General features: G+C 66.5%; 23 protein-coding genes. 11 read left to right on the plus strand and 12 right to left on the minus strand.

Going from position 1 to position 22631, the window contains the following annotated elements; translation table 11 throughout:
• Nucleotides 1–42: 42 nt before the first annotated feature.
• From ACP69V_RS11615 to ACP69V_RS11635, 5 genes are all read right to left on the minus strand, one after another.
• Nucleotides 43–237: a helix-turn-helix transcriptional regulator gene (locus ACP69V_RS11615; protein WP_426023975.1), complete on the minus strand. Its 195-nt coding sequence runs from the start codon at nucleotides 235–237 to the stop codon at nucleotides 43–45.
• Between the two features lie 7 nt (nucleotides 238–244).
• The gene (locus ACP69V_RS11620) at nucleotides 245–934 is read right to left on the minus strand and encodes a hypothetical protein (RefSeq protein ID WP_426023976.1); all 690 of its coding nucleotides are present in this window, start codon (nucleotides 932–934) and stop codon (nucleotides 245–247) included.
• Between the two features lie 77 nt (nucleotides 935–1011).
• On the minus strand, nucleotides 1012–2844 hold the full coding sequence (locus ACP69V_RS11625; RefSeq protein ID WP_426023977.1) for an SLC13 family permease: 1833 nt from the start codon (nucleotides 2842–2844) through the stop codon (nucleotides 1012–1014).
• 50 nt (nucleotides 2845–2894) lie between these two features.
• Nucleotides 2895–4025, minus strand: a complete 1131-nt coding sequence (locus ACP69V_RS11630; RefSeq protein ID WP_426023978.1) for an HAAS signaling domain-containing protein — start codon at nucleotides 4023–4025, stop codon at nucleotides 2895–2897.
• Entirely contained in the window at nucleotides 4022–4357 is a 336-nt protein-coding gene (locus ACP69V_RS11635; protein WP_426023979.1) for a PadR family transcriptional regulator, read from the minus strand. Before ACP69V_RS11635 ends, ACP69V_RS11630 begins: the two co-directional genes overlap by 4 nt.
• 139 nt (nucleotides 4358–4496) lie before the next feature.
• Here ACP69V_RS11635 and uvrB point away from each other — a divergent pair, with 139 nt between their 5' ends.
• Entirely contained in the window at nucleotides 4497–6851 is a 2355-nt protein-coding gene (gene uvrB / locus ACP69V_RS11640; protein WP_426023980.1) for an excinuclease ABC subunit UvrB, read from the plus strand.
• Between the two features lie 67 nt (nucleotides 6852–6918).
• Here the strand turns inward: uvrB and ACP69V_RS11645 are convergent, their stop codons facing one another.
• The gene (locus ACP69V_RS11645) at nucleotides 6919–7875 is read right to left on the minus strand and encodes an HNH endonuclease (RefSeq protein ID WP_426023981.1); all 957 of its coding nucleotides are present in this window, start codon (nucleotides 7873–7875) and stop codon (nucleotides 6919–6921) included.
• 282 nt (nucleotides 7876–8157) lie between these two features.
• Here ACP69V_RS11645 and ACP69V_RS11650 point away from each other — a divergent pair, with 282 nt between their 5' ends.
• Nucleotides 8158–8508: an endonuclease domain-containing protein gene (locus tag ACP69V_RS11650; protein ID WP_426024062.1), complete on the plus strand. Its 351-nt coding sequence runs from the start codon at nucleotides 8158–8160 to the stop codon at nucleotides 8506–8508.
• Between the two features lie 145 nt (nucleotides 8509–8653).
• Here ACP69V_RS11650 and ACP69V_RS11655 read toward each other — a convergent pair whose 3' ends face one another.
• Nucleotides 8654–9148 (minus strand): hypothetical protein, encoded by a 495-nt coding sequence (locus ACP69V_RS11655; protein ID WP_426023982.1) that lies wholly within the window; start codon nucleotides 9146–9148, stop codon nucleotides 8654–8656.
• A gap of 241 nt (nucleotides 9149–9389) precedes the next feature.
• On the opposite strand from ACP69V_RS11655, the gene ACP69V_RS11660 reads away from it, so the two are divergent.
• Nucleotides 9390–10874, plus strand: a complete 1485-nt coding sequence (locus tag ACP69V_RS11660) for a DEAD/DEAH box helicase (protein WP_426024063.1) — start codon at nucleotides 9390–9392, stop codon at nucleotides 10872–10874.
• 221 nt (nucleotides 10875–11095) lie between these two features.
• Here the strand turns inward: ACP69V_RS11660 and ACP69V_RS11665 are convergent, their stop codons facing one another.
• The gene (locus ACP69V_RS11665; protein WP_426023983.1) at nucleotides 11096–12445 is read right to left on the minus strand and encodes an OmpP1/FadL family transporter; all 1350 of its coding nucleotides are present in this window, start codon (nucleotides 12443–12445) and stop codon (nucleotides 11096–11098) included.
• Between the two features lie 162 nt (nucleotides 12446–12607).
• Nucleotides 12608–13372, minus strand: coding sequence for a competence/damage-inducible protein A (locus ACP69V_RS11670; RefSeq protein WP_426023984.1), 765 nt, complete (start codon nucleotides 13370–13372; stop codon nucleotides 12608–12610).
• 98 nt (nucleotides 13373–13470) lie between these two features.
• Between ACP69V_RS11670 and map the strand changes: the two genes are divergently transcribed.
• From map to ACP69V_RS11705, 7 genes are all read left to right on the plus strand, one after another.
• A complete protein-coding gene (gene map, locus ACP69V_RS11675) occupies nucleotides 13471–14289 on the plus strand; it encodes a type I methionyl aminopeptidase (RefSeq protein ID WP_426023985.1) in 819 nt (272 codons plus the stop codon).
• A 266-nt stretch (nucleotides 14290–14555) separates the two neighbouring features.
• The gene (gene radC / locus ACP69V_RS11680; protein WP_426023986.1) at nucleotides 14556–15281 is read left to right on the plus strand and encodes a RadC family protein; all 726 of its coding nucleotides are present in this window, start codon (nucleotides 14556–14558) and stop codon (nucleotides 15279–15281) included.
• Nucleotides 15278–15802: a GNAT family N-acetyltransferase gene (locus ACP69V_RS11685; RefSeq protein WP_426023987.1), complete on the plus strand. Its 525-nt coding sequence runs from the start codon at nucleotides 15278–15280 to the stop codon at nucleotides 15800–15802. The genes radC and ACP69V_RS11685 overlap by 4 nt, the downstream gene beginning before the upstream one ends.
• Nucleotides 15803–15859: 57 nt before the next feature.
• Entirely contained in the window at nucleotides 15860–16102 is a 243-nt protein-coding gene (locus ACP69V_RS11690; protein WP_426023988.1) for a BolA/IbaG family iron-sulfur metabolism protein, read from the plus strand.
• A gap of 3 nt (nucleotides 16103–16105) precedes the next feature.
• Nucleotides 16106–17008 (plus strand): oxidoreductase, encoded by a 903-nt coding sequence (locus tag ACP69V_RS11695; protein WP_426023989.1) that lies wholly within the window; start codon nucleotides 16106–16108, stop codon nucleotides 17006–17008.
• Nucleotides 17009–17102: 94 nt separating this feature from the next.
• Nucleotides 17103–17456 (plus strand): Grx4 family monothiol glutaredoxin, encoded by a 354-nt coding sequence (gene grxD / locus ACP69V_RS11700; RefSeq protein ID WP_426023990.1) that lies wholly within the window; start codon nucleotides 17103–17105, stop codon nucleotides 17454–17456.
• Entirely contained in the window at nucleotides 17456–17890 is a 435-nt protein-coding gene (locus tag ACP69V_RS11705; RefSeq protein ID WP_426023991.1) for an acyl-CoA thioesterase, read from the plus strand. Before grxD ends, ACP69V_RS11705 begins: the two co-directional genes overlap by 1 nt.
• A 69-nt stretch (nucleotides 17891–17959) precedes the next feature.
• On the opposite strand, the gene ACP69V_RS11710 is transcribed toward ACP69V_RS11705, so the two are convergent.
• A complete protein-coding gene (locus ACP69V_RS11710; protein ID WP_426023992.1) occupies nucleotides 17960–18340 on the minus strand; it encodes a hypothetical protein in 381 nt (126 codons plus the stop codon).
• A gap of 277 nt (nucleotides 18341–18617) precedes the next feature.
• On the opposite strand from ACP69V_RS11710, the gene ACP69V_RS11715 reads away from it, so the two are divergent.
• Nucleotides 18618–19724, plus strand: coding sequence for an NADH:flavin oxidoreductase/NADH oxidase (locus ACP69V_RS11715; protein ID WP_426023993.1), 1107 nt, complete (start codon nucleotides 18618–18620; stop codon nucleotides 19722–19724).
• 7 nt (nucleotides 19725–19731) lie between these two features.
• On the opposite strand, the gene ACP69V_RS11720 is transcribed toward ACP69V_RS11715, so the two are convergent.
• Entirely contained in the window at nucleotides 19732–22092 is a 2361-nt protein-coding gene (locus ACP69V_RS11720; RefSeq protein ID WP_426023994.1) for a bifunctional diguanylate cyclase/phosphodiesterase, read from the minus strand.
• A 116-nt stretch (nucleotides 22093–22208) separates the two neighbouring features.
• A complete protein-coding gene (locus ACP69V_RS11725; protein WP_426023995.1) occupies nucleotides 22209–22589 on the minus strand; it encodes a hypothetical protein in 381 nt (126 codons plus the stop codon).
• Nucleotides 22590–22631: the final 42 nt, after the last annotated feature.

A 22631-nucleotide genomic window follows, 5' to 3' on the forward strand; every position in this document is an offset into this window, starting at 1 on the left:
ATGTCTCGCGGTTTTCGGACATGGATCGGATCGGGGATCGCATCAGTCCTTGAGGAAGAACAGCGCCTCCACCGTCGTCTCCAGCGCCCGCGCCAGTTCCAGCGCCAGGACGGTGGAGGGCACGAAGACGCCGTTCTCGACCGTATTGATGGTCTTGCGCGACACGCCAGCCTTGTCGGCCAGGCCGGCCTGGGTCAGTTCGGCGGCCAGCCGCGCCTCCTTCAGGCGCGATCCCAATCTCGGATCACCCACCGCGCTCGGCCTCCCGATCCAGCCAGGCGAACCTGAGTCCCGCCGTCGCCCCGCCGATGGCCAGCACATAGGGCAGGGCGGCGACGCCATAGGCCGGTCGCCACATGCCCAGCATCAGGGCAACCGTCGCCCCGCCCATCAGCACCACAAAGGCCAGGATCATCGCCTGCGCCCGCATCGACTGGGTCAGTTCGTCGTCCAGCAGACTGCGATGCTTTCGCGTGGTCCAGTCCCAACCCATCACGATCAGGGGCACGACCCAGCCGTACAGGACCGGCAAGGACACCTGAAGATAATGCCCCCAGTTCCCCTGCCCGGCCAAGACCTGCTGCATGGCCAGGTGGGCCTGGAACATGAAGGCCAGCATGACGAAGGGGAAGATGATCAGCTGACGCGTCCGCGCCTTCTGCAACTGATCACGGCTCGTCCCATGGCGCCGCAGAAGCGCCTCCACCGACTGTCCTGGCCGTGTGCACCAGGCCAAGGCCAGCGCCGCAACCAGGATCACGGCTCCGGCGCCCGTCACCGCGCCGGCGGCGGTGGCAAGGTCGCCATCGACTCGAACCCCGACCGCGACGCCGCCGATCACGGCGGCTGTGCTGAATGCCGCCAGGGCTATCGCCCAGCGCCATTTCGTCGCCCGCTTCGATTCCATCAGGCGGATCGCCTGTTCGTCTTGCATGGTCTTGCCTCCCTGAGCCATAAGTAACCTTGAGGTGACATATCACCTATAGGTTACACGGCGTCAAGAGGTGTTCCTCACATGGGCCAGAACAGCAGGATCATCGGCGGGCCGATGACCAGCACCAGCAGGCTCAAGGGCGCGCCCAGCTTGGGATAGTCCGAGAATTTGTAGCCGCCTGGCCCCATGACCATGGTGTTGCACTGGTGTCCGATGGGGGTCAGGAAATCGCACGCGGCGCCCACGGCCACCGCCATCAGGAAGGGGTCGGGCCGATGGCCTAGCTGCTGGGCCAGAACACCGGCGATGGGCGCCACGACCAGAACCGTGGCGGCGTTGTTCAGGAAGGGCGTCACCGCCATCGACACGGCCATCATCCCCGCCACGGCGACCACAGGCGGTATGCCCTCGAACAGGCCCTTCAGGGCGCCGGCGATCAGGTCGGCCCCGCCCGTCTGCTGGATGGCGTCGGACACGGGGATCAGCGCCGCGATCAGGACCAGCAACGGCCCGTCCAGCGCCGCATAGGCGTCCCGCATCTTCAACCCGCCCAGCGCCACAATCACGACCGCCGCGCCGAAGAAGGCGATGGCCACGGGAAGGATGCCGAATCCCACCATCACCATGGCCGCCGCCAGCACCACCGCCGGCAGGTATTTGCGTCGCTTGCCGCCCAGCCGCACCTCGCGCTCGGCCAGAGGCAGCAGCTGCAGCGCCGTCAGCACCTTGGGCAAGGCGGCCTCCGATCCCTGCAGCAGCAGGACGTCGCCGGCCTGAAGCTTGGCCGTCCGCAGATGCTGGGTCAGCTCATAGCCGCTGCGCGACACGCCCAGCAGGTTCAGACCGTGTTGGCCGTACAAATCCAGTTGGCGCACCGACTGCCCCGTCAGGGGCGAGTCGGCGCCCACCACCGCCTCGACCAGATGCACTTCGTCCTTGGCCTGCTCCAGCAAAACGGGCCTGTCGCCCCGCACCAGGCTCAGCTTCGTCGCGTCGATGAAGCCTTCCAGCGCCTCCTGGTCGCCTTTCAGCAACAGGGTGTCGCCGGCGCGCACGATCGTATTGCCCCGGGGACGGGCGCGACGCTTGCCCTCGCGGATCAGGGCCATGACCCGGATATCGTCCGGCGCCAAGGCCGCCAGCGCGGTGATGGTGGTCGGCTCCAGCGTCCAGTCGTCGGGCACACGCGCCTCGGTCAGATAGGCGTTGGCCGACAGCGCCGCCGACAGGCCCAGCGTCCCGGTCCGGTCCCTGGGCAGCAGCCGATAGCCGAAGGCCAAAAACACCAGCGCCGCCGCCGTCAGCGCCAGACCGACCGGCGCATAGTCGAACATCTGGAACGGCTGGCCGACGATGTCCTGACGCACCTCTGCGACCAGGATGTTGGGCGAGGTGCCGACCAGGGTGACCATGCCGCCCGCCATGGCGCCGAAGGCCATCGGCATCAGCAGGCGCGACTGCGGCGTGCCCGTCCGCCGCGCGACCTGCAGCGCCACGGGCATCATGATGGCCAGGGCCCCGACGTTCTTGGTCACCATGGACAGCAGGGTCACAGCCGTGGTCAGCACCGGAACCTGGCTGCGTTCGGTCTTCAGGTGCGGCAAGACCCGCTTCAACGCCATCTCGACGATGCCGGACCGGGCGAAGGCCGCCGAAACAATCAGGGCGCAGGCGATGATCACCGTCACGTCGTTGGCGAAGCCCGCGAAGGCGTCCTCCGCCGGGATCACGCCGATGGCGAGGCCCGCGACCAGCGCCGCCAGCGCCACCAGGTCATAACGGAAGCGGCCCCAGATGAAGGCCGCCACCGTCAATCCGACCAGGCCGAACGCCAAACCCTGTTGTAATGTCACGCGATAACCCAGCCCCGATGCGGTCCAGAACGGCGCCGCTTGGGCCAAACGGCGCAATCGTCCGAAGGTTCAGCCATTGCCGTCGCGGAAGGGCTGAACCCGTCCCCTCAGCGACCGACGGCCAGCCGCGCCGCCGCCCGCACCATCCGCACGATCTCGGCGGCGAAGGCCCAGACCACCACGATCATCAATATGGTCGCCAGCCCATCGACGTCGCTTGATCGGTCGAACAGCCCCTGCACCCGATCGACGAATTCCGTGATCGTGCCGACCCAGATGATCGGCGACAGCGCCGACCACAGCCATATCCACATTATACCCCACGCCGCCGCCGCGCCGAACGCCAGGTCGCCCAGCGCGGTCAGGCGCACGTCGCCCCCCGACGCGGCCCGCATCAGGTCGAACCCGACCCGGCACACGGCGAACAGCGTCACCGGCCAATAGGCGGCCTGCACCATGTCGCCCAGGACGCGGCCGTAATCGACGCCGTCGACCACGCCGGCCAGGTCCTCGGGCCGGATCGGCGCGACCTGCACCAGGCCCGTCCACCAAAGCAGAACCACTGCCCAGCCGATGGCGCTGGCCACCGCCCGCGCGACCGGCGACATTTCGGCGCTCTTGCGTACCTCGACGCCCGACTTGGCCTTGGGCGAGGACCAGTCGCCGCGCGCCAGCTTCTGGCTCCACTGATCGGCGTCGAAATCGCCGCCCAGTTCGAACATGCCCAGATCCTTGACCCGCCATCTGGCGATGAAGTCCGGCTTCTTCTCCTGGCGTTCCAGAATGAAGCCGGCGACGGTCAGCAGGCCGATTATGGTCACGGCCCCGCTGAACAGGCTGGCGATCCCCTGCCCGATCGCCTGGCCCACATAGACCTCGCCGATCAGCACCCGCACCGCCAGCCCGATCAGGGTCACGCAGGCCATGACCGTCAGCCCGACCTTCACCCCGAACATCCACCACGGATAGAGCTCGGGCCCCATCAGCGCCTGCGGCCCCGAGCGATAGCGCGCCGCGACGCTCAGCGGATGCCCGACCTCGCGCAGCAACGCCTCGACCTCGTCGTCGCTCGGCGTCCGGCCCAGCCGCGCCTCCAGGTCCTCGATCCGACCCATTATGTCATCGCGCAGCTCGGCGACGATGTCTTCGCGCGTCTCCTTCGGCAACTGCGCCGCGACGGCTTTCAGATAGCGTTCGACCAGGTCCATGCCGGTCTCTCCCTCTTTCCCGATGTTCACAGCATCTTCTCCAGCGAGGCCGACAGGCGTCGCCATTCGGCTGCCAGCCGTTCCAGCATCGCCTCCCCGCGCGGCGACAGGCGATAGAACCGCTTCTTGCGCCGCTCCTCCTCGCGCCATTCGCTGTCGAGCAGCCCCTGGCTCTCCAGTCGACGCAGCAGCGGATAGAGGGTGCTCTCCTCCATCTCGACCCCGACCTCGCCCAGGGCGACCCGCAGCGAATAGCCGTATTGCTCGCGCCTGAGGCTCGCCAGCACCGCCAGGATCAACGACCCCCGCCGCAGCTCCAGTCGAAGGCTCTCAAACAGCAGCGCCTCATCGTTCTCGCTCACGCGCCACCTCCGTGCGTCACATAGTGTGTGATACACAGTGTATGGGACATACTGTGCGAGCGAGTCAATCCAGCTCCTGCAACATTCGTCAACCTCGCGCACTATGGCGTGACCCGCACCCACGCACTAAGTTCTGTTCATGAACCGTTCTTCGACGCCGAAGCCCGCCGCCGCCAAGCCGGCCAAGCCCGTCCACGTGCCCAATCCGGGGGTGCAGGAGGCGTCGGCGCAGTTCGTGCGGGATACAGGCAAGCCGGCCAAGGCGATGCCGATGTTCGCGCCAGTCACCGGCCCGCGCCTGACGCCGGAGGAGCCCGTCGCTGCCCCCGCCGACTGGGTCCCGCACCGCCCGTCGCACGAGGGCAAGAAGAAGGGCGGCCGGTTCCGGCTGGAAACCAAATACACCCCCGCCGGCGACCAGCCCGCCGCCATAGCCGAACTGGTGGCCCAGGCCGAGGCGGGCGACCGCGACCAAGTGCTGCTGGGCGTCACCGGCTCGGGCAAGACCTTCACCATGGCCAAGGTCATCGAACAGACCCAGCGCCCTGCCCTGATCCTGGCCCCGAACAAGACGCTGGCGGCCCAGCTGTATTCCGAGTTCAAGAGTTTCTTCCCGGACAACGCCGTCGAATACTTCGTAAGCTACTACGACTACTACCAGCCGGAGGCTTATGTCCCGCGTACGGATACGTACATTGAGAAGGACTCAAGCATCAACGAGCAGATCGACCGGATGCGGCACTCGGCGACGCGGGCGATACTGGAGCGGGAGGATGTGATCGTCGTGGCGTCGGTCAGCTGCATCTACGGCATCGGGTCGGTGGAGACCTATACGGCCATGACCTTCACGCTGAAGGTCGGGGACCAGATCGATGAGGGGAAGCTGCGGGCCGATCTGATCGCGCTGCAGTACAAGCGCAACGACCTGAACTTCGACCGGGGCATGTTCCGCAAACGCGGCGACGTCATCGAAATCTTCCCGGTCCACCTTGAGGACCGCGCCTGGCGCATCAGCCTGTTCGGGGACGAGCTGGAGGCGATCCAGGAGTTCGATCCGCTGACGGGCAAGAAGACGGCCGATCTGAACGAGATCACCGTCTACGCCGCCAGCCACTATGTGACCCCGCGCCCGACGCTGAACCAGGCGACCAACGGCATCAAGGCCGAGCTGAAGGAGACGCTCGACTGGATGGTCGAGAACGGCAAGCTGCTGGAGGCCCAACGCCTGGAGCAACGCACCCGTTTCGATCTGGAGATGATGGAGGCCACCGGTTCCTGCGCCGGCATCGAGAACTATTCCCGCTGGCTGACCGGCCGCGCGCCGGGCGAGCCGCCGCCGACCTTCTTCGAATACATCCCCGACAACGCCCTGCTGTTCGTGGACGAGAGCCACGTCACCATCGGCCAGATCAACGGCATGTTCCGGGGCGACTACCGCCGCAAATCGACCCTGGCGGAATACGGTTTCCGCCTGCCCTCCTGCATCGACAACCGCCCGCTCAAGTTCGAGGAATGGGAGGCCATGCGCCCCCAGACAGTGCACGTCAGCGCCACCCCCGGCCCGTGGGAGATGGAACAGGCCGGCGGCGTCTTCGTCGAACAGGTCATCCGCCCCACCGGCCTGATCGACCCGCCGGTCGAGATCCGCCCGGTCAGCGGCAAGACCCGCAACCAGGTCGATGACGTCATCGACGAGGTCAAGGCCACGACCGCCAAGGGCTACCGCAGCCTGGTCACCACCCTGACCAAGAAGATGGCCGAGGACCTGACCGAATATATGCATGAACAGGGGATCCGCGTCCGCTACATGCACTCCGACGTCGACACGCTGGAGCGGATCGAGATCCTGCGCGACCTGCGTCTGGGCACGTTCGACTGCCTGATCGGCATCAACCTGCTGCGTGAGGGGCTGGACATCCCCGAGTGCGGCCTGGTCGCCATCCTGGACGCGGACAAGGAGGGCTTCCTGCGCTCCGAGACCTCATTGATCCAGACCATCGGCCGCGCCGCGCGCAACATCGACGGCCGCGTCATCCTGTACGCCGACCGCATGACCGGCAGTATGGAGCGCGCCATCGCCGAGACCGACCGCCGCCGCGAACGCCAGATGGCCTATAATACCGAACACGGCATCACGCCCGAAAGCGTCAAGCGCGACATCAAGGAGCTGATGGACAGCCCCTATGAGTCCCGCGAAATGGACCGCCTGACCCGCCCCGGCGTCGCCGAGGCCTCCAAACCCTTCGTCGGCTCCAACTTCCAGGCCGCCCTGCGCGACCTGGAAGGCCGCATGCGCGAGGCCGCCTCCAACCTGGAGTTCGAGGAAGCCGGCCGCCTGCGCGACGAGATCAAGCGCATGAAGCTGATGGACCTGGAGTTCGCCAACGAGGCCCTGACCGGCGCCGGCGAAGCCGTCGACAAGTCCGCGCCCAAACGCTGGCGCGCCGAGGCGGCGGCGGAAGCGCAGGAGCGGTTCAGGAAGGGGCGGCTGTAGAGCCGTTCCTGCTTCCTTCTCCCCTTGCGGGAGAAGGTGGCCGAGCGAAGCGAGGTCGGATGAGGGGTCACGCTGACGCTGGCATTGTTTTCTTACCCTCAAACACAAGCGCTCGTTCCAATAATCGCTGTCGGAGCGTCTCTGGCGATGACGCCTTGGAAATGGAAATGCTCTGACCGCTCAGTTCGGCATAGACGCTGTCTCTGAGGCTTTCATCCAACTCGACCTTCAGCGTATCGGGATTGATCGACAGCAATTGCTGATCAAACAGCGTGTGAAGATCAGCTCTTAGCAACAAGGCGTTGTCGGCCGCATTGGTGTGGGTGCCGAGGTAGGGGACGATATGCGCCGCTTCCAAAACGGGGGCCACATCACACCCGGAAATGGCGCATCGGCCGTTGGAATTGCGCAGTGCCGCTCTACGAAAGGCGCCGCCGCCTTGGCGGACGTAGATCTGCTGCTCAATACGCCGTCGAAAATCTTCAAAGTCGAGGGGAGGCCCGAATTCGGCGAGGTCTGAATAGTCGGTGTGCGGCGAATAGTAGGGAAGGTTTGGCGTCAGTTCGCCAGATTTTGAATAGCCGATCAACCCGAAATAGCCTGCGTCCCAAGCGGCCACCTTGGCCAATCCCCAAACCCGGTAACGAACCTTTGGTTTTGCTTGCTCTTGGACGAGTACAGCCACCGGCACATCGTCTGCCTTACAGGCCATCAAGCCCCTATTGGTGGGGTGTTTGTCTCGCGCTTTTGGATCCGCGCCTTCTTGTAGATAGCGATAAGTCCAACCGTCGTTGATCGAGCCCATGGGAGGCTGGTCGGCATAGGGGCCTTTTAGGGCTTGTCGAACGCTAAGCGTGTGGGTCCAGCCCTTGGGCTTATGAATGCCCTTAGGCCGGTTCACCAAGAACAGCCCATTCAACGTCTCGGGCCAAGGTATCAGGTCGCCCTGCCTTGCCCAAAACCATTCAAGAGCTTCGCGATGCTCCGGCGGCAGCGCGGCCAACCGATTTGACAGCGTGTCCACGCCCTAGGGTTCCAACTCGGCGACATTCGTCATGCCATCCATAAGTTGATGAGTCGTGGCGGGCGCCTACTGAGAGTTTAAGTATCTCGCGTCCCTTCTCCCCTTGCAAAGAAGGTTGTCCGCAGGGCCGGATGAGGGTCGGTTTGACGAGGATCGTCAGGGCTGGCGTGACCCCTCATCCGACCTCGCTCCGCTCGGCCACCTTCTCCCGCAAGGGGAGAAGGGACGCGGGTGAGGGAGCGTGAATTGCAATCCTGCGAGGATTTAGACACAACCTTGATCATGGATGACTGGCTGCAATCCTGCGCCAAGGCGATGCGTCGCGAACCCGTTCTGTATGAGCGGCGGTTGTGGGCGATCTTGCGGGATCGGGGGCTGGCGGGGCTGAAGTTTCGGCGGCAGGTGGTGATGGGGCGGTATATCGCCGACTTCGTCTGCCTGAGGCATCGGCTGATCGTCGAGGCGGATGGGCCGCAGCATGAGGATCGGGTCGAGGACGCCGAGCGGGATGCGTGGTTTCGCGAGCAGGGGTTTCGGGTGCTGCGGTTTCCCAATCAGATGATCGAGAACCACCGAGAGAAGGTGCTGGCGGCGATTGTGGCGGCGACGCGCGAGGGGCTGGTGGAGGATTAGAATTCCTTCTCCCCTTGCGGGAGAAGGTGGGCGAGCGAAGCGAGGTCGGATGAGGGGTTGGGCGGGCGAATACGGTCAATGGTGAACCGACCCCTCATCCGCCCCTGCGGGGCACCTTCTCCCGCAAGGGGAGAAGGATCAGGCCTCACAGTTCATCCAGCGTCTTCTCCCACTCCTCCATCGTTACGATCCCGCGCCAGGTGCCGAGGTAGAGGTCGATGCCCTGGGAGATGCGGCGGTCCTGTTCACGCTCGATGACGGGGTCGAGGCCGGCTTCGCGCAGTTGGGCCTCAAGGGCGGCGATGCGGCGGTCCAGCTGGACGCGGCGGGCCAGTTGGGCGTGACCCCATTCAGTGTTGGCGCGCTCCAGCTTCTGCTTCGCCTGCCAGTATTGGCCGCGCAGTTCCCAGTCGCTCTTGTCGCTGGTGTTTATGGCGAAGCGGTTTTCGGCCTCTCCGAAGTTGGTCAGGATGTCGAAGACCAGTTGCAGGGGGGCGGTCTTGATCGTCAGGCGAGAGGCGCGGCCGGGGCCGTCGCGGTCGGCCAGTTTGCGATAGGTGAGGGGGCGACGCGATACGCGCCCTGATGTGTGCGGCAGTTGACTTATCGGCGATAAGCGCCCATTTGCGCTGCGTCGCACAATCGCGATCTCCGGCGTCTCCAGCGCGTGTGGGTCTGATCCAGACCTGTCTGTAGAAGCCGCCGGCCCCTCATATCCATTCGCTGCCCGGACACGCGGGGCGGCGCCCGATCCACCCCGCAGGCCTCATTCCTTGAGGCCCCGTCGGGACTGGCGGTGCGCGGCCCGACGGCGTCATGCCATGGCCGATGCGCGTCGCCGCTACGCGAAAGACAAAGCTGTGAGCATCACCTTCGAATCCATGGGCCTGAACAAGGCCCTTCTGCAGGCGCTGGCCTCGACCGGCTACACCACGCCGACCCCGATCCAGGAAAAGGCCATTCCCGATGTCATGGCCGGCAAGGACCTGCTGGGCATCGCCCAGACGGGCACCGGCAAGACCGCCGCCTTCGCCCTGCCGATCCTGCATCGCCTGGCCGAGAACCGCATCGCCCCCAAGCCGCGCACGACCCGCGTGCTGGTCCTGTCGCCCACGCGTGAACTGGCGACCCAGATCGGCGACAGCTTCAAGGCTTACGGCGCCCACCTGGGCTTCCGGGTCGCGGTCATCTTCGGCGGCGTGAAATACGGCGGTCAGGAACGCGCCCTGCAACAGGGTCTGGACATCCTGGTCGCCGCGCCGGGCCGCCTGCTGGACCACATCCAGCAGAAGAACCTCGACCTGTCCTCGACCGAAATCTTCGTGCTGGACGAGGCCGACCAGATGCTGGACCTGGGCTTCATCAAGCCGATCCGCCAGATCGTCTCCAAGATCCCGGCCAAGCGCCAGAACCTGTTCTTCTCGGCGACCATGCCCAGCGAGATCGGCAAGCTGGCGGGCGAACTGCTGAAGGACCCGGTCAAGGTCCAGGTCACGCCGCAGTCGACCACGGTGCAGCGCATCAGCCAGTCGGTCGTCTATATCGAACAGGGCCGCAAGCGCGCCCTGCTGACCGAGATGTTCTCGGATCCCGAATACACGCGCTGCCTGGTCTTCACCAAGACCAAGCACGGCGCCGACAAGGTCGCGGCCTATCTGGAAGCCGGCGGCGTCGAGGCCGGCGCCATCCACGGCAACAAGAGCCAGCCCCAGCGTGAACGCACCTTGGCCGCCTTCAAGGCCGGCAAGCTGCGCGTCCTGGTCGCCACCGACATCGCCGCGCGCGGCATCGACGTGGACGGCGTCTCGCACGTCGTGAACTTCGAACTGCCGCACGTGCCGGAATCCTATGTCCACCGCATCGGCCGCACCGCGCGGGCGGGCAAGGACGGCACCGCCGTCAGCTTCGTCGCCGGCGACGAGATGAAGCTGCTGAAGGATATCGAGAAGGTCACGCGCCAGAAGATCCCGGCCATCGACCGCCGCAACGACAAGGCCCTGGGCCAGCTGGACGCCACCATCATGGCGACCGGCGTCGGCAAGAAGGCGACCATGCCGGAACGCGAAGGCGGCGACCGCAACGAAGGCGGCCGTGGCGAGGGTCGTGGCGGTCGTGGACGCAGCCGCGTCCCGCACCGCGACGGCGTGCGCCCGGAAGGCGGCGGCCAGCCTCATCGTCAGCGTCGCAACCGTCCCGGCGAGACCCCGGCGGCCCCGCGTCCCGAACGCGCCTACAACCCCCTGGCCGGCGAGCGCGTCCCGTCGATCAACGACAACGTCAAGCCCGCTGAAGGCGAAATGAAGCGCCGTCCCCGTCGTCGCCCGTCCAACGGCGGCAAGGGCTATGTCGGCGGCGCCAAGGCCTGATCTGAATCCTCCCCCGTGAAGCGCAGCGAAACGGGGGAGGGGGACCACGAAGTGGTGGAGGGGGCGAACGTCGCACGGCGTGAAACGTCGAACATCGCGCCCGTTTCCGCCCCCTCCACCCCGCTTCGCGCGGTCCCCCTCCCCCGCTTTGCGGTGGAGGAACAAAAAAACGGCGGCTCCTGCGAAGGAGCCGCCGTTCTCATGTCAGGCGTGTGCGAACCTTAGAAGGCCCAGGTGGCGCCCATCGAGAAGCCGACGCCGTAGCCGGTGGCTTCGCCGCGCAGGTTCGAGATGACCAGGCCATTCGCATAGACGTCGCGCGTGTCGTTGATCTGCGCGGTGTCGATGTCGATGTAGGTGACGGCGCCGTCGAACGTCATCGATCCGACCGTCTTGGACAGACCCGCCGTGTAGAGGAAGCGGTCGCCGTCCGGGATGCGGGCGGTGCGGTGATCGTCCGGCGTCGGGGTCGGGTCGTAGCCCAGGCCCGCACGGACCGTCATGGTCGGATCGATCTTGTAGTCGAAGCCGATCGCGCCGGTGGTGACGTCGTCATAGTCCTGAACGATGGTCGAGCCGCCGCCGGTGTAGGCCACGCGGATGGCGTCGAACTCGCTCCAGCCGATCTGGTTGACCTGGGCGTTCAGGGTCAGGCGGTCGTTGACGGCGTAACGGGCCGAGACGGTGGCGTACCAGGGCGTCGTGAAGGACGCGCCGCCGTCAGCCGAGATATTGGCGTCGGCCAGGACGCCGGTCAGGCCCGAGATGTTCACCGAACCTTCCAGCTCGTGCTCGATCTTGGAACGGTAGGACAGACCCAGGTCCAGCTTGCCGAAGTGCATCTGGGCGCCGGCGTTCCAGCCGTAATCCCAGCCGTCGCCTTCCAGGTCGTTGCGGCCGTCGGTCGAGGGAGACAGGACATAGGCGGGCGACAGGCCGGCGGGGATGGCCACGTTCGGCAGGGCCGACGACAGGGTCGCCTTGGCGTACTGGGCGTCGAAGCCGGCGCCGATGTCCAGCCAGTCGGTGACCGTCATGGCGGCGACCAGGCTGACGTTGGCCGAGCGCAGCTCGGACGTCAGGGCGTCGTAGCGCGCGAAGTCGGTCGGCTCATACTTGGTGGTGAAGTTGTAAGGCGCCTGAACGGCCAGACCGACGTTGAAGCGGTCGCCGATCGGCATGGAGACGGCGAAGTTCGGCACGATGCCGCTCTCGACCACTTCGTGAACGTGCGGGTCGCCGTTGACCGGCACGGTGTTGCTGACGACGCCGACGCCCGCGACGGGGACGTTGTAGGTCACGCTGGAACCGCGGTCATCGACGTCGGAGTCGAGGACCAGGCCGTGCATGCCCATGTAGACTTCGCGCTGCGTGCCGGCGATGGCGGCGGGGTTCCACCACAGGGACTGAACGCCCTTGTCGGCGCCCTCGCCCGAGTTGGCCCGGCCCTGGCCGCGCGTCGATTGTTCCTGGACATAGAAGGAGCCGGCCATGGCCGGAGCGGCGACGCCGGCCAGCAGGGCGGTCGTAAGGGCGAGCCCGCCCACGCGGGCGAAGTTCCTGGAGGTCATTTCAAACACCTAAGTAAACGCCGACCGCATTACGCGCGGTCGATCCGGGGAGGAGCCCACTCAGCGTTCACGGCGCGAAAGCGTTGCGGGCAAGGCCCCCATCGGACCGGAAACGGGCGAAACCGTGGCGCCGGAGCCGCACATCATCACGGCTTCGAGAGGTTACGTTGCGGCAACATCGATGCTCATATTTCGCAGTTCTGTGATCAAATTTTGCGCCGCAGCCTCGACCAGGCCCGCGTCACGGCCACGGATGACCAGCTGGGTTCCGATCTCGCCGACGCTGCCGTGGCCGAACGGATAGCTGCCGAACGACAGGTCACGGCGCAGATTAGCGGCCGTCCGCAGCACATCGGCCACAGCCCCCTCGCCCACCCCGCTGACTTTCAGCGTGCGGGCGTGAACCACGGCGCCGGTGCGCAGACGCGGCGCCACGTCCTCCAGCATTGCCTGCATGATCCTGGGCACGCCGGCCATGACGAAGACATTGCCGATCTGGAATCCGGGCGCATCGGTGACCGGATTGGCGATCAGCACCCCACCCTCAGGGACGCGAGCCATGCGACGGCGCGGCGCGTTGAAGTCGTCGCCATAGCGCCGCGCCAGGATCGCCAGGGCCTCGGGATGTTGGGGCAGGGCCACGCCGAAGGCCGCCGCGACGGCGTCGGCGGTGATGTCGTCGTGCGTCGGGCCGATGCCGCCGGTGGTGAAGACATAGTCCCAGCGCGACCGCAGCGCATCGAGCGCCTCAATGATCCGGTCGTGGTCGTCGCTGACGACCCGCGCCTCCATCAGGTCGATCCCCAGCGCGGAGAGGAAGCGGGCGATGGTGTTGGTGTTCGTATCCTGGGTCCGGCCCGACAGGATTTCGTCGCCGATGACCAGAACGGCGGCGGTAGGCCCGGCAGCGGGATTGGCGTCGGTCATGCGGGAATCCAAACTCGGGGTTGAGGTTTCATGCTATAACGACCATCTGCGGCGAACGGATTGCGCCGTATCCCCGCCTTTTGCAGACCGATCGCCCCATGTACGAAACGCCCGAAATCGAAACCGACGTCCTGGTCCGCTCCAGCGCCATTCGCGTCCACGAAGCCGAAGACTTCGAAGGCATGCGCAAGGCCGGCCGTCTGGTCGCCGAGGCGCTGGACATGATCACCGCCCATGTGAAGCCGGGCGTCCTGACCAGCACGATCGACGATTTGGTGCGCGAGTTCACCCTGGACAACGGCGGCCTGCCCGCCTGCCTGGGCTACAAGGGTTATGAGAAGACCGTCTGCACCTCGATCAACCACGTGGTCTGCCACGGCATTCCCGGCGACCGGGTGCTGAAGGACGGCGACATCGTCAACATCGACCACACCGTCATCGTCGACGGCTGGCACGGCGACTCCAGCCGCATGTATGCGGTGGGCGAGATCAACGCCCGCGCCAAGAAGCTGATCGACGTGACCTATCAGTCGCTGGATCTGGGCCTGGAACAGGTCAAGCCGGGCAACACCTTCGGCGACATCGGTTTCGCCATCCAGAAGTTCGTCGAGGCCCAGCGCATGAGCGTGGTGCGCGACTTCTGCGGCCACGGCATCGGCCGGGTCTTCCACGACAGCCCCAACGTCCTGCACTACGGTCGTCGCGGCGAGGGGGCGGTGCTGAAGCCGGGCATGTTCTTCACCGTCGAGCCGATGGTGAACCTGGGCAAGCCGCACGTGAAGGTGCTGTCCGACGGCTGGACCGCCGTGACGCGCGACAAGTCCCTGTCCGCCCAGTGCGAACACACCATCGGGGTGACGGAAGACGGGCTGGAAATCTTCACGGCGTCGCCGGCGGGCCTGTTCCGCCCGAACTGACTTCAGGCTTTCGTCATCCTCCGGCAAGCCGCTTGCGGCGCAGACCGAGGGACCCAGCGGCGCGCGCGAGCGCGAACCTGCCGCAGACGCCTTCATTCGACATCATGCCGATGGACGCATCGCCTTCGGCGCCGCTGGGTCCCCCGGTCTTCGCTGCGCTTCGCCGGAGGATGACGAAAGAAGGTGTGCTGGCACACGTTGAGCTTGCGCGCGTCGTCGGATCGACCGATCCTGTGAAGGTTGCGCATCTGCGAGCCTGACGGCGTATGACCGACGAGAGTCTCACCAAACCCAAGCCTCGCCACAGCGGCCATCGCGACCGGCTGCGCGAGCGGGCGGCGAAGGGGGGCCTGGGCGCCCTGCCCGATTACGAACTGCTGGAGCTGCTGCTGTTCCGCAGCGTGCCCTACAAGGACACCAAGCCGCTGGCCAAGGATCTGCTGGCGCGGTTCGGGGGGCTGGAGGGAATCGGGGCGGCCAGCCACGAGGCGATCGAGGATCAGGTCGCGCGGTCGATGGGCTATGCCGTCGGCAAGGCGACGCGGGCGATCGCGCTGGACCTGCAGCTGATCTTCGACGTGACGCGACGGATCGCACGCGAGCCGACGGCGAAACGGCCGGTGATCTCGTCATGGACGGCGCTGTTGGCCTATGTGCGGGTCGCCCTGCAGCACGAACCGCGAGAGCAGTTCCGCGTCCTTTATCTGGACAAGAAGAACCAGCTGATCCTGGACGAGGTGCAGAACCGGGGCACGGTCGATCATGCCCCGGTCTATCCACGCGAGGTCGTGCGGCGCGCGCTGGAGCTGTCGGCCAGCGCCCTGATCCTGGTGCACAACCATCCGTCCGGCGATCCCACGCCCAGCCGCGCCGACATCGAGATCACGAAACAGGTTGTGCAGGCCGGGCGCGCCCTTAACGTCGAGGTTCACGACCATCTGGTCGTCGGCCGCGACGGGGTGGCCAGCTTCAAGCAACTGGGCCTGATGTGAACGACAGAATTCTGACGACCGAGCGGCTGGTGCTTACGCCCGTCTCGACCGACGATTTCGACGATCTGATGACGCTGTGGTCCAACGAGGACTTCACGCGCCACATCATGGGCCGGGCGCTGGGGCGCGAGGAGGTCTGGTTCCGGCTGTTGCGCGACATCGGCCATTGGGCCGCGATGGGCCACGGCAACTGGACGATCCGGCTGCGCGAGGGCGACGTCTATCTGGGCAGCGTGGGGGTGTTCGACTATCGCCGCGAGCTGGAGCCGCCGTTCGAGGCGCCCGAACTGGGCTGGGGCGTGGCGCCGGCCTTCCAGGGCAAGGGCTATGCGGCCGAGGCCCTGACGGCGGTGCTGGGCTGGACCGACCGGACGCTGGGCGGGCGCACCGTCTGCATGATCGCGCCGGAGAACCTGGCCTCGCTGAAGCTGGCGGCGCGGGTCGGTTATCGCCCCTATGCCACCGCGACCTACAAGGATCACACGGTTCAGCTGTTCGAAAGGACGGTTCGAGGCGCGTAGGTCGCCATTAAGGTTTATGCGCCAACATCGCGCCGAACGAACCGCGAGTCCTGTGTCATGCCCATGCCCGTCGAAACGCTGCGCCAGCATCTGGTCGAAGCCTTTCCCGACGCCCAGATCGACATCGAGGACCTGGCGGGCGACGGCGACCACTATCGCGCCCGCATCGTGTCCAGCGCCTTTGCGGGCGTGCCGCGCGTGCGCCAGCACCAGATGGTCTATGCCGCGCTGAAAGGGCAGATGGGCGGCGAACTTCATGCGTTGGCGCTGGAAACCTCGGCGCCCGAGGCGGGAAACTGACCGATGCGCTATAGGCCCTTCGGCGCCTCGGGCGCCGCCATCTCCAACCTGACGCTGAACTTCGGCGCCGATGCGCTGAAGCGCGGGCGTGAAGCGGGTCTGGACCTGCTGTATTCGGCGCTGGAAGCGGGCGTCAACAGCTACCGCCTGGACAGCGCCGACCCTGTGGCGGCCGAGGTGCTGGGCGAGGCCCTGTCGCACGTGGATCGCAAGCTGGTCTATGTCAGCCTGACCCTGGGGGCCGGCGACGGACGCGGCGAAGACAGGGATTTTTCCGCACAGGGCATGACGGCCGCCATCGACCGGGTGCTGCACTTCTCGGGTCTGGGCTGGATCGACGTGGCGGTGCTGCACGAGCCGGGCGAGACCGAACTGGCGCAATCCTCTCTGAGCGCGCTGAAGGCCATGCGGGCGACCGGGCGCATCAAGCTGCTGGGCATCGCGGGCGGCGGCGAGGTGATGGACGCCTATGTCTCGACCGGCGCGTTCGACGCCCTGCTGACCCCGCTGGGCATCAATGCCGACTGGAAGGTTCGCAACCGCATCCGTTCGGCGCGAGAGCAGGACATGTCGGTGTTCGCCTATGACTTCTACACCGACCGGCGCTCGGGTCCGCGCATCGCGCCGGTCTTGAAGAAGGGCCTGTTCGGCATCGGCGCGCAGAAGCGGCCGCCGGATTCGCCGCAGAAGGACGCCTTCGGCTTCCTGTATCGCACGCAGAACTGGACGGCTGAGGCGATCTGCCTGGCCTACGTCCTGACCGACCCGACGGTGTCCAGCGTGATCGTCAACGCCACCGACACCGACCGGCTGGCGCAACTGGCGGCCGCGCCCGAGCGCGACATGCCGCCTGGCCTGGCCGCGCAGATCGAGATGGCGCGCGTCGTCGCCAGCCAGGCCGCCTGACGCAGAGCGACCCGCGCCATACAGATCGTCGCGGACGCCTTGACCGCGCCCTCTCGGCTCCCTAGCTGACGGGCTTCACGAAAGGCCCTTTCCCGTGACCGATACTGTCCAGTCCGCCGATCCCGCCCACGCCTTCATCGGCGAAACCGTCGCCCAGAACGACGTCGTGCTGTTCATGAAGGGCACGCCGGACCAGCCGCGCTGCGGCTTCTCGTCCCTGGCGGTGCAGATTCTGGATCATGTCGGCGCCGGCTTCGTGGGCGTGGACGTGCTGCAGGACGAGGCCCTGCGCGAAGGCGTCAAGAGCTTCACCGACTGGCCCACCATCCCGCAGCTCTATGTGAAGGGCGAATTCGTCGGCGGATCGGATATCATCCGCGAAATGTTCCAGGCCGGCGAACTTCAGGCCCTGATGGTCGAGAAGGGCGTGCCGCTCGGCGAGGCCTGATGGCCCGCAAGACGCTGAGCCCGCGCGAGGACCGCGAGGTCTTCGTCGTGCCGCTGGACGTGCGGCCCGAACACATCGACGCCAACGGACACGTCAACAACGTCGTCTATGTCGGCTGGCTGCAGGATGCGGGCACGGCCCACTGGAACGCGCGCTTCGACGACGAGACGCGGGCCAGATGGTCGTGGGTCGCGACCCGGCACGAGGTCGACTATCTGCGCGGCATCGAGCCGGGCGCCCAGGGCGTCGTCGCCCGCACCTGGGTCGGCGATCCGCAGGGGCCGCGCTTCACCCGCTATGTCCGCATCGAGGACGCCCAGGGCCGCGTCTGCGCCCAGGGGGTCACCGAATGGGTGCTGGTGGACGCCGGGACCCTGAGACCCCAGCGCATTCCGCCCACGATGCTGGCGGTGTTCGAGACGCCGAAAGGCTGAGTGTTCCAATGCTCCGTCATCCTAGGCACAAGGGCGAGGATGACGAGGTCAAAATATATCGCGCGCGTCTTACTTCAACGCATTGAGGATCCGCGCCGGGGTGCCGGGCTCCAGGCCCAGGTCGGCGTAGGTCCAGCGCAGTTCGACGCCGTCGGCGACCAGGGCCTTGCACAGGTCGGGCTTGGTGCGCCGCAGGGTGATCTCGGTGGGCGAGCCGTCCGACACCGACACTTCGAAGTCCGAAGCCTGGGTGCAGCCGTTGGAATCGACCCGCGCGACCAGGGCGCCGTCGGCAAAGCGAGCCTCGCGAATGGCCTCGGCCGGCGGGGCGTCGTTGCGCGTGACATTGACCGAGACGTTCTCGCCCGCATCGCTGTCATAGATGACGCAGGCCGACAGCAGCGGCGCGACCAGGGCCGCGACCGCCAGACCCTTGAGGGCGCCGCGCATCACTGACCCGAGGCCGGGGCGGTGATGACCCGGGTTGTCGGCTTTTCGGTCGAGACGATGATGCAGCCCGACAGCAACGGAGCGGCGATGGCGATGGCGAGAGCGAGACGAAGCATTTGGTGGTTCCCCTTTGAAAGCTTGACCCTTTGTGCCGCGCGGGTCGGTTCCGCACACGTGAATTATCGGCAAGCTGGATGAACAATCGGACAGGCTGGACTTGAACGCGTCTGCAACCGCCATAGCTACGGTCCCTCCCCTTCTCCTCGGATCGTCTCTCATGAGCCTGCTGTTCTCGCCCCGCGCCGTGGGGCCCCTGACGCTGAAGAACCGCGTCGTCATCGCCCCGATGTGCCAGTATTCCGCCATCGACGGCGTGCCCCAGCCCTGGCACGTGCAGCACCTGGGCCGGCTGGCGATCTCGGGCGCGGGCCTAGTCATCGTGGAGGCGACGGGTGTCGAGGCGGCGGGCCGCATCACGCCGGACGACACTGGCCTGTGGAACGACATCCAGGAAGCCGCCTTCGCGCAAATCATCACCGACATCCGCACCTACAGCGACACGCCGATCGGGGTTCAGCTGGGTCACGCGGGCCGCAAGGCGTCGACCAGCGCGCCGTGGAAGGGCGGTCGCGCCCTGGGCGCCGACGAGGGCGCGTGGGAGACGTTCAGCGCCTCGGCCGAACCATTCAAGGACGACTGGCATACCCCGACGGCGATGAGCGAGGCCGACATGGACCGGGTGGTCGCCGCCTTCGAGGACGCCGCGCGTCGGGCCGACCGGGCCGGGTTCGACTTGGTCGAGCTGCACGCCGCCCACGGCTATCTGCTGACACAGTTCCTGTCGCCCCTGTCCAATCACCGCACCGACGACTTTGGCGGGTCATACGAGAACCGGGCGCGCTTCCCCTTGCGCGCAGCCCAGGCCCTGCGCGACGCCTGGCCCCGGACCAAGGCGCTGGGCGTGCGGTTCAATGGGTCCGACTGGGTCGAGGGCGGCATCGCCCGGGACGAGGTCACGGCCTTCGGTCAGGCCTTGCACGACATGGGCTATGACTATCTGCACCTGACGTCGGGCGGCAATGTCGCGCGCGCTGACATTCCGGGCGCCGAGCCTGGCTATCAGCTGGCGTTCGCGCAAGCCGTGAAGGCGGCGACGCCGGACGCCAACGTCATGGCCGTGGGCATGATCTTCGATCCGCAACAGGCCGAGGACATCGTGGCCTCGGGTCAGGCCGACCTGATCGCCATCGCCCGTGCGGCGCTGGACGATCCCAACTGGGCGCATCATGCGGCCGTGGCGTTGGGCGACGACGAGGGCCTGCCGCCGCAATACGAGCGGGCCGGCAAGAAATATTGGCCTGGCTACGGCAAGGCCGGCGCGTAAGGCCTGATCAGGCGGCGTCTTCCAGCGGTCGTGCGCCGTCCCACAGGACGCGCGCCGCCGCCAAGATCTCGCCTTCGGCCGTCTTCTGCGGGCGGCCCAGCAGATAGCCCTGAACCTCGTCGCAGCCCTGGTCGCGCAGGAAGGTCAGCTGTGCCAGCGTCTCGACGCCCTCGGCCAGGACCGGAATATCCAGGCTCTCGCCAAGGGCCAGGACGGCGCGGATAATGGCGGCGGACTGCGGTCCGCCGTCCAGCTCCAACATGAAGGAGCGGTCCAGCTTGATCTTGTCGAACGGGAAGGCGCGCAGGGTCGACAGCGACGAATAGCCGGTGCCGAAGTCGTCCATGGCGATGGAGACGCCCAGCAGCTTGAGCTGGCGCAGCACGTGGGTCGTGCGCTCCATGTCGGTGATCATGGCCGTCTCGGTGATCTCCAGCTCCAGTCGCGCGGCGGGCAGGCCAGTCTCGATCAGGATCTGATGCACCAGGCGCGGCAGATCGACGTGGCCCAGTTGGACGGGCGAGAGATTGACCGCGATCTTGTGCGGTTCGGGCCAGGCGGCAGCCTCGGCGCAGGCGGTCCGCAGCACCCATTCCCCGATCGGCAGGATGAGGCCGTTCTCTTCGGCCAGAGGGATGAATTCCGCCGGCGAGATGAAGGTCCCGTCGGGCTGAATCCAGCGCAGCAGAACTTCGTAGCCGGTGATTTCGCCCGTATCGACAGCGGCCTGAATCTGCCAGTTCAGGCTGAACTGGCCCTGATCCAGGGCCTCGCGCATCTGCTGGGCCATGCGCCGGCGGTTGCGCACCGCCTCGTCCATCTCTTCCTCGTAGAAGCAGACATCCGTCGTCAGCGAGGCCTTGGCCCGGTACATGGCCAGGTCCGCGTCGTTGATCAGGGCGGAGATGTCGCGCGCGTCGTCGGGCCAGATGGCGACCCCCACGCTGAGGCCGCAGGCGACCTCGGCATGGTCCAGCATGACCGGGGCGATGACGGCCTGGCGCAGGCGATCGACCAGGCCCAGCGCGTCCTCGCGCTGTTCGACCGCAACGACGGCTACGAACTCGTCGCCGCCCAGGCGAGCCACGAACTCGCCGGGGCGCAGGCTGGCCTTCATTCGTTCGGCGATGCGGATCAGAAGCTGGTCGCCCGCGGCGTGGCCGTGAACGTCGTTGACCTCCTTGAACCGGTCCAGGTCGATGGCGAGCAGGGCGACCCGGGTCGCGGCGCTGTCGTCGGCGGTCTGGCGCGTCAGCCATTCGAGGAAGGATGAGCGGTTCGGCAGGCCGGTCAGGCTGTCGTTGCGCGCCAGGTGGGCGATGCGACGTTCCTGGGCCAGGCGGGTGCGCAGATCGCGAACCGCATAGATCAACAGGTCGCCTTCGGCCGAATATCCTCCGTCGCGGCGCACGGCGATCTCGACAGGAACAGGCGCGGCGTTGGCCACGGTCAGGCTGGACTGGGTCAGGCTGCCGACGGTCAGACCGGCGAGTTCGCCGATCCAGCGCGACAGGGGCTCGCCAACTAGGGTGTCATGATTGACACCGGCCAGGGCGGCGAAGGCGGCGTTGGCGGCCAGGATGCGTCCGTCCTGCTCCACCACCATGCCATCGACGCTGCCTTCGATCAGATGGTCGAGCCGCGCCTTGGCCTGGATTCGGGATTGCATGTCCAGCGCGTGGCTGGCGACGCCGGTGCCGAACATCATCAGACCGACGCCTGCGACGGCGAAAGCCATGATGACGTTGGCAGGGTCGATGGCGGCCTTTCCGACCATCGGGGCGAACGGGATCACCGTCATGGCCGCCATGCCGGTGAAGTGCAGCGCCACGATGCCGAGAACCATCAGCAGAACGGGGGCGACCTGTCCGGGAAGACGGGCGCGATTGAAGGCCAGGGCGCCGAACACGATCGCGCCGATCACCGAGGCGATGACATAGGCAGGGGACCAGTGAACGACCGCGTCGGTGGCGTAGGCCGCCATGCCGGCGTAGTGCATCGCAACGACTGTCAAACCGAATATCACGCCGCCGATCTCGGCGGTGAACCGACCTGGGCGCGATGCGATCCACAGGGCCACTGCGCTGCCGCCGATGGCCAGGCCCAGAGACATGCCCGTCAGCATCGGGTCGTAGGCGATGTTCGCACCCGGCTCATAGGCGATCATGGCCACGAAATGGGTGCACCAGATCGTCGCCCCCGTCGCCACGGCGCCCATGAAGGCCCAGGCTATCCGTGTTCCCTTTTCAGCCTGCCGCAGCCGTCGGTACAGGCGGAAGGTGATGATGGAGCCGATCAGGCACATCGCGGCAGCGAGCCCGACCAGCCAAAGGTTGTGGTCGTCGGTCAGGCAGGTGAAAAAACGCATGAAAGATACGGACCGTGATAAATACAACCGTCGCCGTAGCCGATAAAATTTAACGGGCCGAAGCCGAACAGGCTTAACGAATCCCTTCCCCTTCGATCAGGCCCCCGATCCTTCGATCAGGTTCGGGGCAGCTGATAAGGGTTGTTGACGCTGATCGGCGAACCGGCCGGCAGGCCCAGTTCCTCGAACGACCATTTCAGCTCGACGCCCTGGACCAGGTCCTGCTCGCACTTGTCCTCGTCGATGCGGCGCAGGGTGATGATGGCGGCGCCGCCCTGCAGGCTGATGATGGGGATCAGGTCTTCCTTGTCGGTGCAGCCGTTCGAACTGACCCAGAAGACAGCCTCGTCCTTGGTGAAGGCGGCGGCGTGGATCGGTTCCAGCGCGCCGGGCATGCCCTGGGTCGAGACGGTCGGCTCGCCGCCCGTGGCGCAGGCGGCAAGGCTCGCCGATGCGGCGGCGATCAAAGCCAAGCGTCCGATGATGGAGTCGCGCACCGACGACCTCCCCTGTCTCTCAAAGCCTGAACTGGCCGAGAA

The organism is Brevundimonas sp. PWP3-1b1, from assembly GCF_049896065.1.
Classification (GTDB): Bacteria; Pseudomonadota; Alphaproteobacteria; order Caulobacterales; family Caulobacteraceae; genus Brevundimonas; species Brevundimonas intermedia_B.

What these genes read in the sequence shown, in the direction of transcription:
- ACP69V_RS11710 (WP_426023992.1), bottom strand. Translation starts at nt 18,340, where the DNA reads ATGCGCGGCGCCCTCAAGGGTCTGGCGGTCGCGGCCCTGGTCGCGCCG.
- map (WP_426023985.1), top strand. Translation starts at nt 13,471, where the DNA reads ATGTACGAAACGCCCGAAATCGAAACCGACGTCCTGGTCCGCTCCAGC.
- ACP69V_RS11690 (WP_426023988.1), top strand. Translation starts at nt 15,860, where the DNA reads ATGCCCATGCCCGTCGAAACGCTGCGCCAGCATCTGGTCGAAGCCTTT.
- ACP69V_RS11705 (WP_426023991.1), top strand. Translation starts at nt 17,456, where the DNA reads ATGGCCCGCAAGACGCTGAGCCCGCGCGAGGACCGCGAGGTCTTCGTC.
- ACP69V_RS11620 (WP_426023976.1), bottom strand. Translation starts at nt 934, where the DNA reads ATGCAAGACGAACAGGCGATCCGCCTGATGGAATCGAAGCGGGCGACG.
- uvrB (WP_426023980.1), top strand. Translation starts at nt 4,497, where the DNA reads ATGAACCGTTCTTCGACGCCGAAGCCCGCCGCCGCCAAGCCGGCCAAG.
- ACP69V_RS11715 (WP_426023993.1), top strand. Translation starts at nt 18,618, where the DNA reads ATGAGCCTGCTGTTCTCGCCCCGCGCCGTGGGGCCCCTGACGCTGAAG.
- ACP69V_RS11720 (WP_426023994.1), bottom strand. Translation starts at nt 22,092, where the DNA reads ATGCGTTTTTTCACCTGCCTGACCGACGACCACAACCTTTGGCTGGTC.
- radC (WP_426023986.1), top strand. Translation starts at nt 14,556, where the DNA reads ATGACCGACGAGAGTCTCACCAAACCCAAGCCTCGCCACAGCGGCCAT.
- ACP69V_RS11665 (WP_426023983.1), bottom strand. Translation starts at nt 12,445, where the DNA reads ATGACCTCCAGGAACTTCGCCCGCGTGGGCGGGCTCGCCCTTACGACC.
- ACP69V_RS11660 (WP_426024063.1), top strand. Translation starts at nt 9,390, where the DNA reads ATGGGCCTGAACAAGGCCCTTCTGCAGGCGCTGGCCTCGACCGGCTAC.
- ACP69V_RS11650 (WP_426024062.1), top strand. Translation starts at nt 8,158, where the DNA reads ATGGATGACTGGCTGCAATCCTGCGCCAAGGCGATGCGTCGCGAACCC.
- ACP69V_RS11695 (WP_426023989.1), top strand. Translation starts at nt 16,106, where the DNA reads ATGCGCTATAGGCCCTTCGGCGCCTCGGGCGCCGCCATCTCCAACCTG.
- ACP69V_RS11670 (WP_426023984.1), bottom strand. Translation starts at nt 13,372, where the DNA reads ATGACCGACGCCAATCCCGCTGCCGGGCCTACCGCCGCCGTTCTGGTC.